Raw genomic sequence first — 14332 nt, forward strand, 5'->3', positions numbered from 1 at the left:
TTCACAAATCAGGGCTATTCAGGAGTAGTAATTAACCTAGAAGGACTCTCACCGATGGCATCTCAGTAACAAGTGGCAGCGCTGAATCCAGTGCTGCTTCCGAAATCATCGGAGAAAGCTCCGAACGGGAAAATTGGTGACGTCGATACATTCGCTAGCCTAAGATAATATAGTTATCCAAATATGTGTGTGTAAGGATCCATTCGATGGATATAATAACTAATTAGCAATATACTATCGTTACTTCCTATGTGGTTAATTCGATCAAATAACTCCAATAGTTTGCCTTTTTGAATATATTTATCTAAATAATTATCAAAGTACGTGAAATTAGTAGTGATAATTACAGTTCTATCGGTAAATAGTGTTTCAGTAATTATAGCCTACCGACCAGCAAGTTCGGTCGTTAGTGGCTCCTCGGGAATAACGTCGTACGAGTCGAAATATCCCTTCGACTCCAAGAGTTGGATCGCTTTTGCTTCAATGGATCAATCACTCATGTCATACTCATTTAAAAAATAACCATAATACTAGTATTGAGCTACCGCTTTTAAAAATTTTCAATATTTTTAGAATAAAGGAGATACTCGATCCAAGCGCCAAACTAGCAGCGCAACCGGCGGATTCATCAATGTGCAGCACGTCGGGCCAGTCGTATAGTTCCGTAGCCGACATGAGTCGCAAATAGTGGCACTGGGACGAGCAGGTTTTCGAAGTGGGGTGAAAGGGTACACCGGTACAGTACCTGCCCAGGACGCGTCACCTGCGAGGCGAAGAAAAACCTCGGGTCGGCTTCCCGCTATTGTCTCCGGCGAACACGCGTGCGAATCTAACTCAACTCCGGAGAAGATAGTATTGAGGCACTTCAGGATGAGCTGTCCGAACTCAAGACCGAACAGGACGAGTTACCAGATGTACAATTTAATACGATGGGAATATTTAGGAAAACAATCGCTCCGTTGAGCGTAATCAACGAATCAGTTCAAAATCGAACACAAATTTCGGAGAGCATGGCTAAATAATTTTAGATTATGGGGGTTAGTACAGTGCTCATTGAGAACCGTCACACTTAAATAAATTACAATACTACTTCTGTAACAGATGCGGCATATTAAAACAGGACTGATATAAAATGTCTGATAATACTTCGCGAGAGACGACAAGCAAAGTCGAGCGAGTGATTCGAGAGTATGGATTAGGCGATATGGGAGAGACGCTTGAAGCCTACTGGACTGGTGAAACTGAAGAGCAATATAGTCTTCGTGATCTCGCTGATTTTTTCAATCAAGCAGTGCTAGGGGCCGAGCTAAATCAAAAAAATGCCAACCAACTGGAAGGGGAGGTTGAAAATACCTATCGACTGCTCACTGATGAGACGGTTAGTAGTGGGATCCAGATAGAGACTGAAAATTCGCTCGCTCGTGATGGAATTGACGTAGAGCAACTCAAGAAGGATTTTGTGTCTCACCAGGCGATCTATACCTACCTCACTAAGTATCGAGAAGTATCCCACAAATCAAAAGTGGATAATACCAAGACACAGATCGAAAAAGGAACAAATACTATCCGCCGTCTCCAGAACCGGGTGGTTGCAGTTGCTGAAACGACGCTCACTAATCTTCGTAATACGGATCGAATCGAACTGGCGGACTTCGAGGTGATCAACGACGTTCGAGTCGTCTGTAACGAATGTGGTCAGTCCTACCCAATAGTTGAACTTCTCGAAATGGGTGGCTGTGATTGCATGATGTAACACTATAAGTGAACTAAAATTATTTTTACATTAGGAAGTTCATATTGAGCGGATATTTGATCTCTGATAAGAAAATAACGCGTATAATGTAACACTCAAAACACGATTGGACACAATATGGAAATTCATTTATAACCTCGCAATCAAAAGAGGTGATATGGAATCAACGCAACGAAATCGAACTCCAGTTGAGCTTTCAGCTACTAATATCGGTGGAATCGACCAAACCAGCGTTACGTTTTCTCCAGGAGTCACCGTTCTCACTGGCCGAAACGCAACCAACCGAACCTCATTTCTTCAGGCAATCATGGCGGCACTCGGTAGTGAACGAGCCTCGCTCAAAGGTGATGCCACCGAGGGTTCAGTCGAACTCTCCATCGGCGACGAGACGTACACCCGCACGCTCACACGGCAGAACGGAACTGTTGCAACAAGCGGTGACCCATATCTCGATGATCCAGAGTTGGCGGATTTGTTCGCGTTCTTGCTCGAATCGAATGAAGCCCGGCGCGCAGTCGCTCGAGGAGATGATTTACGAGATCTGATCATGCGCCCTGTCGATACCGAAGCGATCCAGGCCGACATTAAGCAACTTACTACAGAAAAACGCCAGATCGATAGCGAATTGGAAGAACTCAAATCTCTCAAACAAAAGCTTCCTAATCTCGAAGAAAAGCGAACCCGCTTAGAAAGCGAAATAGAGGAGAAACGAGCAGCGCTCGAAACAAAAGAGACTGAACTCGAAGAGGCTGATTCTGACGTTAGTGAAACCCGTAAAGAAAAAAATGAGCTTGAAGAAAAGTTGGATGAATTGCGAGAGACACGATCAACCCTCGAGGATGTCAGATTCAAGATCAGCACTGAAGAGGATAGTATCGAAGCCTTGCAGGATGAACTTGAGGATCTAGAGAACGAGCAGGCGGAGCTTCCAGATGTTTCAACTGACCCAACGACGGACTTCGAGCAAGAGCTTCAGGCGTTGCGCGAACGAAAGCAACAGCTCGATTCGACGGTGAACGAACTGCAAACAATCGTTCAGTTCAACGAAGAAATGCTTGAGGGCACCAGCCCTAATATTCGCACCGCACTCCAATCGACGACTGAATCAGATTCAGATGGGTCGCTTACGGATCAACTTGTTGCCGATACAGAGACTGTTGTCTGCTGGACATGTGGAACCGAAGTCGAGAAACAGAAAATCGAGTCGACGCTCGATCAGTTACGATCGCTTCGGCAGGAAAAACTCGATGAACGAAGTGAGCTAAATGCCGAGATGCGGGAACTCGAAGAGGAGAAATCTGAACTTAAGGCCAAACAACAAGAACGTCAGCGGATCGAACAGCGTCTTCAGCAGCTCGAAACTGAACTTGACGATCGAACCGCCAAACTCGATGACCTGCGTGATGAACGCGCCGCAATAACCGATGACATCGATACTCTCGAACAAGACGTAGAGGAACTCGAGCAAGAGGACTACAGCGAAGTACTTGACCTCCACCGCGAAGCAAATCAGCTCGAGTTCGAGCTGGAGCGGCTTGAAACCGATCTCGACGACGTCGAAGCCGAAATTTCGGACATAGAAGACCAATTGGCCGAACAAGAGCAACTCGAAAACAAGCGAGCGGAGATCCAAGACGAACTAGCAGATCTCCGGACACGGATTGATCAAATCGAGGCCAACGCTGTCGAACAGTTCAACGAGCACATGGCGAGCATGCTGGAGCTGCTTGACTATGCAAATCTCGATCGAATCTGGATCGAACGCACGGAACAGGAGGTTCGCGAGGGTCGTCGGAAAGTCACAAAAAGCATGTTCAATTTGCATGTGATTCGCACGACCGACTCAGCGTCGACCTATGAAGATACGATCGACCATCTGAGTGAAAGTGAGCGAGAAGTCACTGGACTCGTGTTTGCACTCGCAGGCTATCTCGTTCACGATGTCTATGACCGCGTGCCATTTATCCTCTTAGATTCGCTCGAAGCGATCGATTCGGATCGAATTGCGACATTGGTAGAGTACTTTAGTGACTATGCTGGCTATCTTGTTGCTGCCTTGTTGCCTGAGGATGCTGCTGCGCTTGATGATGAGTACGAGCGAGTGACAGAAATCTAGAGAACTTGGCGAGATTCTCTAGCATTTTTTAGCTATGAAGAATAGTTCTAATTTTTGATGTATTATAATGATATTTCAGATAGTGGAATAATAATTTGAAATTATCAAATTAATAAAAGTCATATTTTCGCATTTAACTCCGTGAAACCATTTACACTCAATAAATTCTGAGAATGCCAATTGCTATATTCTGTTGTCAGCTTCTATTTTCCTCTCTGCTTTCTCGAGTTTATTCCATAGAATTTGCTTAATATTCTGTTCACTCCGCCCATCGTCAAGTCGGAAGCCACATCTGCTGACATCGGCGACAAAAACTCATAGGTGTGGTCGGACTATACTCTCTGCATTACGATTCTTCTCATTGCTGATTCCCGATTGACTTGTGAAACCGCGGTTGTCTCGGTTTTCGAGCCATCGCTTCCAACTCATACTTCGAGTATCCGACTAGCAACGATTCGATGACCGTCCATGGATCATGAGGTTGTTACATATATAGGATTGTAACGCTTCCTAACGAAGGGATAATAACTCTAGGGACAATTGTGAGTTCTACTGATCCTTCTTCCGCATCGCCCTTGAGCGTAGCTTGGTCGCTGCCAAGAGCAGCCGTGATCGCTTGGGGAAACGAGGTTCGATTGGTTGCGTTTTGGCCGGTAAGAATAGTAACACCAGGAGAAAATGTAACTTTGGACTGATGGATGTCTCCGATGTTGGTTGTAGTTAACTGGATCTGGTGCGAATTCTTCTGTGATGGTTTCATATAAATCACATCTGCCATGAGAATAAAGGAATTTCCTTACTACATCCACTATCACGATAGCAGGATCGTAACGGAGGCTGATTAGCCATTAGTGTAGGCAGCAATTCTGCTAATTTCCAATCGACATTTATTGCATCAAGATTCAATCAAGATATTATGTTTCTCAGTGATGTGCAGCCGTGAATTCGACCGATTTTTTGCCGACATCACTTTAACCGAGACTCGATCGCTTAGCTACGTGGCGAGCGTGGTTAGATTTACATCATGCAATCACAACCTCCTGCCTCACCGATTCAATAGGTCTCGAGTGTCTCACCCATTCCGTCTAATCCATATTTACGACTCACTCGTTTGACTTTGCTTGAGTTCTTCCATGACTGTTCCAAACATATAATATAACTTTTGCTGGTTTTCAGTAGCAATTGCGGTATCAATTACATTGCTTATATTACAACGCCAGAACTATAATTGTCTTAAATATGTGGAATTCTCTTACTTGTGTGAAAACTATCATGATTAGCGACCAGTCGTCTATATCCTCGAAGATTAGGCTCAATCTTGAAGAAGGCAAGTACAGCAAACAACTAAGGCCGGATCACCGAATAGGATCGAACACGTTTGATGGTACCACAAGCTGAGTTTGACCAATGACATTCCTCGAACCGCTCACGAAATAGAGAACGAGTATTAGTATCGAATAGGGTTTTGTTCTTATTATAGAGGGGTTTTTCTCCCCAGTAATACCAATTCTAAGTCGAATAGAATAGAGAATATCCGTGGCTAGGAGTAGTTGAGATTAAGTTCAATCATGTTTACTGCACCACGTAGCAGTTCTGGAATTTCCTCTTGAAACCGCTCTCCTTTCATTCGGCTGGATGGCGCGGAGATACTGATAGCTCCCAATGGATTCCCCTTCGTTGATGTTATTGGCATCGCAATACAGCGGAGACCCTCCATACGTTCCTCATCATCGATCGCAAAGCCTTGATCACGAACCGTTTCTAATTCGTCGTATAATTCGCTGCGATCAGTTACACACCCTGGAGTGGTTGCCGGAAGCCCATGCTGATCGAGGATAGCTTCGACATTCTCTTCAGGTAGTGTTGCAAGAATCGCCTTTCCAAGCGCACTGGTATGAAGATAAGTTCGAACGCCAGTATAAGTATCCAAATCAACCGCTTGGTCTCCGTTTGCACGATATAGGTAGATTCCCATACCATGTTCCTCGGTCAGTAAGTTTGCCCGCTCGCCGGTCTCCGTTGCCAACAGCTTCACTTGTGATTCCGCGGTTTTGTACAATTCCATCTGGTTCCGGGTGTAACCACCGATATCCAGGAATTTCAAACCTAGTCGATACGTTCCAGCCTCACTAACTACGTAGCCATGTTGTTCTAGCGTAGCCAAATGGTTGTGTACTGCACTTTTACCCATATCTAGGCGGTTTGCGAGTTCAGTAATTCCACAACTACCGCTGTTTTTGAGTTCTTCGACGAGCCGGATCGTTTTTTCGGTAGTTTGCACCGGGTGTTTTGCTGTTTTTTCCATGATGTGCCCTATCATGGCAAACACTAAAATTTTATTCTGATATAGAGAACAGGTTAGCTAATAAAAATATGGACACAATTCGTATTTGCCATGTATTGTCGCTTTGTTTATCCCCTTTTTCCACTCTTCATATTCTCGTAATGAGAACGAAACCCATCAGTTCGAGCTAAAACGTCGATTGTAGTCATTTCATAGTCATACGCGAGAGTAGTCACATCCAGAAAAATTTATACTGTGGCATCAGAATCCGTTACTGTGGCACCAGAAATAACGAAGATAGAGAGCACGGAATTCAAGTATCCGTTAGAAGATGTTGGTACTGATACACATGGTTTCAATCTCGTATACGAACCGGGAGCAACCACCGAGCGAAAATTGTTCGCTATTAAGGTTCAGACTGATACCGGTATCACTGGAGAGTATATTGGTGGCAACTCACCAGGGGCCGCTCAGTACAATACCGTCGCTGATTATCTCATCGGTAAGAACCCACTGAAACGTGAAAAACACTGGAGTGAGGTCAAACGTGCTCTTAGAAAGTACGATCGGATGGGAATCGGCCCAATCGATATCGCACTCTGGGATTTCGCAGGAAAATATTACGACGCACCGATTCACGAACTGCTTGGAACATATAGAGAGCGAATACCAGTCTACGCATCTACCTATCACGGAGACGAAAACGGCGGGCTAGATTCCCCAGAAGCATTCGCCGATTTCGCTGAAGAATGCTATGATCGTGGTTTCCCTGGATACAAAATTCATGGCTGGGGAGGCGGTGATACAGCCCGGGATCTCAACCGCGAAATAGCAGCCGTACACGCAGTTGGTAAACGCATCGGTGATGAGATGGATCTTATGCACGACCCAGCCTGTGAGTTAGAGACCTTCGGAGATGCACTCAAATTAGGACGTGCGCTTGATGAAGAAGAGTTTTTCTGGTACGAAGACCCGTTCCGCGATGGTGGAATTTCTCAACATGCACATCGAAAGCTTCGACAGGCGCTCGATACTCCAATTCTACAGACTGAGCATGTCCGCGGTCTCGAGATCGCCACTGACTTCGTTGCAAACGAGGCAACCGATTTCGTACGAGCAGATCCTGAGTACGATGGTGGTATCACTGGTGCAATGAAGCGTGCCAGAGTGGCAGAAGGGTTTGGACTTGACGTCGAATTTCATGCACCCGGCCCTGCCCAGCGGCATTGTATCGCGGCGACACGGAACTCGAACTACTACGAACTCGCTCTCGTTCATCCGAAGTGTCAAAACACGCAGCCCCCCGTGTATCACGGAAATTACTCCGATATGATAGACGCAATTGACAGTAACGGGACGATCCCGGTTCCGGATGAACCCGGTCTCGGTGTAGAGTATGATTGGGACTACATCGAGTCAAATACTACTGGAAGTGTCCACACTTACGAGTGAACGACTGCCGCAATATTTCCCTCTCTGATTTTTGAAAACCCATTACCGGGATTTCCGAGTAAGCGCGTTAGTGGATGTGTATTCACGTTACAATTCGAATAGAGGTTTTCCCCCCCATATTTAAGTAGGCAATTTGAATGGGTATAGTATGGTTCGCGATTCTACGCCAAATATTGTTATTTTTGAGACGACGATACATAATGCATGCATTGATAAATCGGTTCCATAAATGAAAGCCATCGAGCAGCTCTGGAACACGGATCCAATCCCCGAAACAGACATTCAGAACCATGCAGCTAATGCGGTTGATTCACTTGATTTCCCCGCGGCTTGCAGCGCAGTCGCCGTCAGTGTTGGGCTTTGGTATACCAAATATACTGATAATTGTGGCAGAAATAATTTCAGAGTTGAAAAAGCGCGACTACAATCCGTTTATTTTTCCTGCAGTGGGTAGTCACGGCGGGTGATTCCTGAATTGTCTGCACTTTTGATCGAAGCGCTATCAGTTATCGGGGGATTGCTCTCGTCAAAGACCAGAATGATGATACCGCAATAATCGAAAGGGTATCGGCAAGCAGCTTTCTCGAGCGTGAAGCTCAGCTATTAGAGCATTCTTACGATCTATTACCGATGTTACCGTTCGACGATTTCGATATATTAGTGTTGGTTGTATAGACAAGGATATCTCGGGTGTAAGAATGGATACAAATGTTATCGGTCGGCTCGTGTACGGTCTCACCGAACTTGAACTGAAAGCATCAGAAATCAATGAATATTCGTTCGCAAATTGACCGAAGCGTCGCACGGTATCGGATCTGCCGATTCTACCCATGCTGATCTCCTGGCAGCGATTGATTCGCAAAAACCTTTATCAACGTACTTACAGCAACTTCTCCGCGTTCAATTCGGATTTCCCTGACTGTTGAAAACGACGCTGCAGAATTACTCGCCTGCCTCTCAACAATTGGTGTTGTTCCTTCCGAGCAAGCACGTTTGATTCGGACAACAGACACGAGCCACCTTCGCTATCTATTAGACTCTGAACCGCTTATCAAAGCTGCTCGCGATCGCGACGACATGCGTTTAGCCCATGACTCGGTGACTATTTCCTCTTCTGGTGGTGAATTTGATGATACAAACAGTGTGAACGTCACTCAATACGATAAGAAATGATTATCACGTTCTATTCACAATTTGAATGTATGGCAACAAACTCGGTCGCAACATTCGAATCGTCGTTGCGGAATCTCAATATTCGGTGTACAAGGACGACCCCCGATGGGTTTACCGAAGCACTCAGTGAATCTATTGAACCGCCTGCTGTGGGCGTTCCACTAGATATTGACGATATCTCATTCGAAAAAATAAGTGTGACACTTTCTCCGTCATCGGAGCAACTCATGAACGCAAAAACCGGCATTACTCCCGCCGCACTCGGTGTTGCAGCCCAGGGCAGTCTACTTTTACAATCTTCGCCCAAGGGTACTGAACCAGTTAGTCTCTATCCACCCCGTCACGTTGCCGTAGTTCGTGAAAGCGACATTGTTCCGGATATTCGGAACGCACTCGAATGGTTAGATGATGAATTCGCCGACGGACGGCGATCCGCCGTCTTCGCAACTGGTGTCAGCGCTACTGGCGATATGGGTGCACTTGTTGAAGGTGTTCACGGTCCAGCAGCCACCTGTGTCATTATCGTGGAGGATAGATAGATGAGCAGCGATACTCGCCGTCGGAAGGCGACAAAAATCCGCCATCTTCTAGAGACTGAAGGCGAAAGCGTTCAAGAGAACACGACTCACTTCAACGAAGAACGATACGATGCTGTCGAAGAGTTCGATAACTACGAGGCGGTTCGTACGGAGGCTCGCGCGATCAAGGAGAATGCCATTGAGCAACTTCCAGAACTCGTAGAAACGCTTCGTGATTCTATCGAAGAAAATGGTGGCAATCTGTACATCGCTGATGACGCTGTAGATGCCAATGCGTATATCCGAGATGTCGTCGGTGAAGTCGGTGGAGACTCCGTCGTGAAGAGTAAGTCGATGACGACAGAGGAAATCGAGGTGAATGAGGCACTGGAAGCAGACGGTGTTGATGTCTGGGAAACGGATCTTGGGGAGTTTGTCCTCCAAGTTGCAGACGAAGCACCATCGCACCTCGTTGGGCCATCGCTACATCGGACTACTGATGATGTAGCCGACCTCTTCAACCGATATTTCGACCCTGAGGAACCATTCGAGACGGCAGAACAGCTTACGGAGTTTGCGCGGGATTATCTTGGTGATCGGATCCGAGCCGCTGATGTCGGGATGACTGGCGCAAACTTCGTACTCGCTGATTCGGGCACGATTACGCTCGTTACCAATGAGGGAAATGCGCGAAAATGTGCTGTGACACCTGATACTCATATTGCAGTCACCGGTGTCGAGAAAATCATTCCGTCACTTTCCGACCTTGGACCGTTTATTGAACTCATTGCACGTTCAGCCACCGGGCAGGACATCTCTCAGTACGTGTCGCTGTTCAGCCCGCCAACTGAATCTCCCACGCTGGATTTCAAGAACGCCGACGAGCCGGTATTCGGATCGAATAAAGATCGCTCGTTCCACCTTGTTCTCATCGATAACGGCCGGTTGAAGATGCGAGAGGACGAGCAGTTGCGAGAGACGCTATATTGTATCCGGTGTGGTGCCTGCGCGAACTCCTGTGCAAACTTCCAGCACGTTGGCGGCCATGCCTTCGGCGGGGAAACCTACACTGGCGGTATCGCCACCGGTTGGGAGACGGGCGTTCACGGCATTGAAAGTTCGACCGAGTTCAATGATCTTTGTACAGGGTGTTCGCGCTGCGTGACCGCCTGTCCAGTGAAAATCGACATTCCGTGGATCAACACGGTCGTTCGCAACCGGATCAATCATGATCATGATCGTGCGGAATACGATTTTCTCGTCGAAGGATTAACTCCTGACGAAGAACCTGCGGGGCTCGATCTCCAGAAACGAGCGTTTGGTAACTTCGAAACAATGGCGAAGGTCGCGAGTCAAACGGCGCCTATTTCGAACTGGATGCTTGATTCGTCCCTTGTCAGAGACGTGCTGAGCCGGTTTGTGGGTATCGACCAGCGTCGCAAATTTCCTTCATTCCAGCGCGAGTCACTCGTCGACTGGTTCGAGGCTCGGGGAGGCAGTAGAGTTTGTAGCGCCAACCGTACTGCCGTACTCTACCCGGATGTTTACACGAACTATGTTCTTGTAGAGCGTGGGAAGGATGCCGTTAAAGTTCTCGAATCACTCGGTGTCGAGGTTATTATCCCGAATATTTCTGGAAGTGGACGCGCACCGCTTTCACAAGGAATGATCGACACCGCCGAATCAAAAGCCAGGCAAGTTTTTGATCAGCTCCGAAGCTATATTGACGCAGGTACTGATGTGGTTGTCATCGAGCCAAGCGATCTTGTGATGTTCCGCTATGATTACGAAAAGTTGCTCCCTATGCATGCGTTCAATATACTCTCTGAAAACAGCTATGAGATCCTTGAGTACGTCTTCGGCCTGTTGGAAAATGGTGCCGATGCGGAATCCCTCTCCAGTGCTGACTCGAGACTTGCCTACCATAGTCATTGCCAGCAACGGACGTTAGGACTCGATGCGTACACCGAAGCAGTCTTTGATCGCCTCGGTTACGATGTTATCACGTCCGACGTCGAATGTTGTGGCATGGCCGGTAGCTTTGGGTATAAATCAGAGTACTACGAATTGAGTATGGACGTGGGTTCAACTCTCGCTGACCAGTTTACCGAAGAGACAGACCGAACGATTGTTGCCTCTGGAACCTCGTGTACTGAACAACTCACTGACCTCCTGGGTAGTGGTGTGAAACACCCGGTTGAAATACTTGCATCCGACGAACCCTGACGCGATTACTCTTTTAACTCGAATTTAAATGATAGAAAATAACGTTAATCAGGAAAAGGGAGTAATTATATTACTCTCTTCAGATAAGGTTCCAGCCCCATTTTCCTATCTTGCGGAGTAAAACCTATTGCACCACGCTGAGAATGAAGAAGTCGTATGTGTACAACATTTCGCGGGTATCGCCGAGACGACGGCCAGGTCGGCGTCCGTAATTACGTCGCCATTATTCCAACATCTGTAGCGGCCAGTCCCGTTGCCCGCCATATTGCGGCCGAATCTGAAGCGTGGGTACGTGCCACACCCCATCAAATGGGGACAACGCAACCCGAACCAGCACACAAGCAAACCGAGCGCGTCTTGGCCGGTGTCGGTCGAAATCCTAACGTCGGTGCTGCCGTAGTACTCGAGCTCGGTACCGAAGATATCGACGCCGAATCGCTCGCCGATCAGATTGCGACAAGTGGCAAGCCAGTTGAAACGCTCTCGATTCGTGACTGTGGAGGGATAAAGGGAGCGCTCAGTGCCGGCCAAGATCTTATCGAGAGCCTGTATGAGAGTATTTCGGAGGCACGAAGAGAGGATGCGGACATGTCTGAGCTAATCTACGGCGTAGAATGTGGCGGTAGTGACGCAACAAGCGGAATAGCGGCCAATCCCGCGGTAGGAAACGCCGTAGACCGGCTCATCTCCGCGGGGGGAACGGTTTGTTTTAGCGAGACGCCGGAGTTCATCGGAGCAGAACATATTCTCGCCGAGCGTTGTGCTGACGAAGAGACTCGTGAACGTCTTCTAGAACGCGTCGAAGCGCGTGAGAGACAAGCGAAATTGATGGGTGTTGACCTACGGGGGGCACAACCTACCCCCGGCAATCAGGAAGGCGGGCTGACGACAATCGAAGAAAAGAGCCTCGGAGCAATTGCTAAGGGTGGAACAACCCCAATACGAGGCATTGTCGACTATGGAGAAAGATTACCAACAGGCAGCGGTCTCATTCTTATGGATACACCCGGGTACGATGTTGAGAGCGTCGTCGCAAAAGTTGCTGGTGGAGCGCAGATTGTTGTGTTTACAACCGGTCGAGGGTCAACAACAGGCAATCCGATTGCACCGGTCATCAAAGTCACGGGTAATCCAGGTACGTGGAAGAAAATGCAGGATAACATGGACGTGGACGCCTCGACAATTATTCAAGGAGAAGGGATCGACGCAGTCGGTGAACGAGTATACAAGACCATCAGAGCTGTCGCAAACGGACAACAAACGGACGCGGAACGACGACAGCTTCAGGAATTCGCAATTAACGAGATTCAACCAAAAGAATTGGAGGGCGCGATATGAAAGGAGATGTGATTGAGGGTACTGCCCTTCTCATGGATCGTCGGGACTCCGTTGCGACCGCACTTGAAGACCTCGACGCCGGTCGGGTGCTCGAGTTTGACAGTCGGGAAGTGGTGCTCACCGACCAGATCCCGTTTGGACACAAATTTGCACTCGACTCGGTAGAGTGCGGAAAGGAGATTTACAAATACGGAGCCGTTATCGGCCGTGCAACGACAAACGTTCCTTCGGGTGCTTGGGTACATACACATAACTGTGAAAGTACTCGTGGTCGGGGTGACCGACAGGAGGCAGAACAATGAAAGAGTCTATCCAAGGATACGAACGTCCAAACGGAGATATTGGGATACGCAACCACGTTCTCATCGTTCCAACGGTTATCTGTTCTCATCACGTTGCCGACCGAATTGCAGCACAACTTCCGTACGCTCGTGCGACCCCCCACGACCACGGTTGCGCACAGCTTGGTGCAGACAACGAGCAAACATCACGGACGCTTGTTGGTATCGGGACCAATCCGAATGTCGCAGGTGTCGTCGTGGTCGGGCTCGGCTGTGAAGAGGTGCAGAGTACCGAGGTCGCCGCCTCTCTTTCCAGACGAGGGATTCCCATCCGCGAAGTTTCGATTCAGGATATCGGAGGCACTGAAGCGTGTGTCGAGCGGGGTATCAAACTGGCTCGAGAGCTATGGATGCAGGCAGACGTACGCGAGAAATCAGTCTCATTCGGAGAACTGACGATCGGCGTGATTTCGAGCGACCTTCGTGAGAGTACTCACGAGGTCGCAGCACCCCTCGTCGGTGACGTAGTCGATAAATTAGTCGGGATGGATGTTCGGGTTGTCGTCGCAGGAATCGAGCCTCTCGTCGCGCATCCGGAAACCGCACGCACTCGAACTGTCCCAAAAGCTCATTCTCTCCTTGATGCGTTGCTTTCCCGCCATCGAGAAAAGCCACCACGGGCGACGCACGTCGGGATGCGTGCCACCGCGGGCGATTTCGACGAGATAACTCGTGAATGGGGATCGAGCGATATCAAAGAAATTTTAGAGTACGGATCTGCTGCATCCCATGATACCGGTGTTGGGATTGTCAATGCACCATCACGTTTCGAAGAGGCAGCAACCGGACTGGTCGCCGCCGGCGCGAACATCCTCATCCACCTCACAGCGGACGGTATTCCGGCCGGACATCCGATAGCCCCCGTTATCAAGGTCTCCGGAGAAGAGTCGACAGTTACGGCACTTGCCGAGGACATCGATATCGACGCAACAACTGATACGAAAAACGACCTACTGGCGCGGATTCGAAACGTCGGGGACGGACGTCCCTGTGCGGCAGGCAAGCATGGTTTGACGGAATTTGCGATTACTCGGGTCGGTCCCTCGATGTGATCTATTTATGATATTTATGCATATCAAGCCATCGATCACGACTTCTGGTCGCTGCTCGATTCATCACATCCGTGTTGCC

The 14332-nt window shown here is 48.2% G+C and carries 9 protein-coding genes and 1 pseudogene; 8 read left to right on the forward strand and 2 right to left on the reverse strand.

The window, feature by feature from the left end; all coding sequences use genetic code 11:
• Positions 1-1132: 1132 nt before the first annotated feature.
• Positions 1133-1753: a rod-determining factor RdfA gene (gene rdfA / locus LIX15_RS27580; RefSeq protein WP_345411338.1), complete on the forward strand. Its 621-nt coding sequence runs from the start codon at positions 1133-1135 to the stop codon at positions 1751-1753.
• 157 nt (positions 1754-1910) lie between these two features.
• Positions 1911-3869 (forward strand): archaea-specific SMC-related protein, encoded by a 1959-nt coding sequence (locus tag LIX15_RS27585; RefSeq protein WP_227778431.1) that lies wholly within the window; start codon positions 1911-1913, stop codon positions 3867-3869.
• Between the two features lie 541 nt (positions 3870-4410).
• Here LIX15_RS27585 and LIX15_RS27590 read toward each other — a convergent pair.
• A pseudogene (locus LIX15_RS27590) lies at positions 4411-4629 on the reverse strand (ATP-binding protein); the annotation flags it as partial.
• A gap of 780 nt (positions 4630-5409) precedes the next feature.
• Positions 5410-6174, reverse strand: coding sequence for an IclR family transcriptional regulator (locus tag LIX15_RS27595; protein ID WP_227778432.1), 765 nt, complete (start codon positions 6172-6174; stop codon positions 5410-5412).
• Positions 6175-6429: 255 nt separating this feature from the next.
• Here LIX15_RS27595 and LIX15_RS27600 point away from each other — a divergent pair, with 255 nt between their 5' ends.
• From LIX15_RS27600 to LIX15_RS27625, 6 genes are all read left to right on the forward strand, one after another.
• A complete protein-coding gene (locus tag LIX15_RS27600; RefSeq protein ID WP_227778433.1) occupies positions 6430-7605 on the forward strand; it encodes a mandelate racemase family protein in 1176 nt (391 codons plus the stop codon).
• Between the two features lie 1400 nt (positions 7606-9005).
• Positions 9006-9317, forward strand: coding sequence for an LUD domain-containing protein (locus tag LIX15_RS33480; RefSeq protein ID WP_345411337.1), 312 nt, complete (start codon positions 9006-9008; stop codon positions 9315-9317).
• Positions 9318-11522 (forward strand): LUD domain-containing protein, encoded by a 2205-nt coding sequence (locus LIX15_RS27610; RefSeq protein WP_227778434.1) that lies wholly within the window; start codon positions 9318-9320, stop codon positions 11520-11522.
• A 156-nt stretch (positions 11523-11678) separates the two neighbouring features.
• Positions 11679-12860 (forward strand): UxaA family hydrolase, encoded by a 1182-nt coding sequence (locus LIX15_RS27615; RefSeq protein ID WP_227778435.1) that lies wholly within the window; start codon positions 11679-11681, stop codon positions 12858-12860.
• A complete protein-coding gene (locus tag LIX15_RS27620) occupies positions 12857-13162 on the forward strand; it encodes a UxaA family hydrolase (protein ID WP_227778436.1) in 306 nt (101 codons plus the stop codon). The genes LIX15_RS27615 and LIX15_RS27620 overlap by 4 nt, the downstream gene beginning before the upstream one ends.
• Positions 13159-14253, forward strand: coding sequence for a UxaA family hydrolase (locus tag LIX15_RS27625; RefSeq protein ID WP_227778437.1), 1095 nt, complete (start codon positions 13159-13161; stop codon positions 14251-14253). Before LIX15_RS27620 ends, LIX15_RS27625 begins: the two co-directional genes overlap by 4 nt.
• The last annotated feature ends 79 nt before the right edge of the window (positions 14254-14332 follow it).

This window comes from Haladaptatus pallidirubidus (assembly GCF_020700235.1).
In the GTDB taxonomy this organism is placed as follows: Archaea; Halobacteriota; Halobacteria; order Halobacteriales; family Haladaptataceae; genus Haladaptatus; species Haladaptatus pallidirubidus.

Excerpts from the sequence above, each read along its gene's own strand:
- rdfA (WP_345411338.1), top strand. The coding sequence starts at position 1,133 with ATGTCTGATAATACTTCGCGAGAGACGACAAGCAAAGTCGAGCGAGTG.
- LIX15_RS27585 (WP_227778431.1), top strand. The coding sequence starts at position 1,911 with ATGGAATCAACGCAACGAAATCGAACTCCAGTTGAGCTTTCAGCTACT.
- LIX15_RS27595 (WP_227778432.1), bottom strand. The coding sequence starts at position 6,174 with ATGGAAAAAACAGCAAAACACCCGGTGCAAACTACCGAAAAAACGATC.
- LIX15_RS33480 (WP_345411337.1), top strand. The coding sequence starts at position 9,006 with ATGAACGCAAAAACCGGCATTACTCCCGCCGCACTCGGTGTTGCAGCC.
- LIX15_RS27610 (WP_227778434.1), top strand. The coding sequence starts at position 9,318 with ATGAGCAGCGATACTCGCCGTCGGAAGGCGACAAAAATCCGCCATCTT.
- LIX15_RS27615 (WP_227778435.1), top strand. The coding sequence starts at position 11,679 with ATGTGTACAACATTTCGCGGGTATCGCCGAGACGACGGCCAGGTCGGC.
- LIX15_RS27620 (WP_227778436.1), top strand. The coding sequence starts at position 12,857 with ATGAAAGGAGATGTGATTGAGGGTACTGCCCTTCTCATGGATCGTCGG.
- LIX15_RS27625 (WP_227778437.1), top strand. The coding sequence starts at position 13,159 with ATGAAAGAGTCTATCCAAGGATACGAACGTCCAAACGGAGATATTGGG.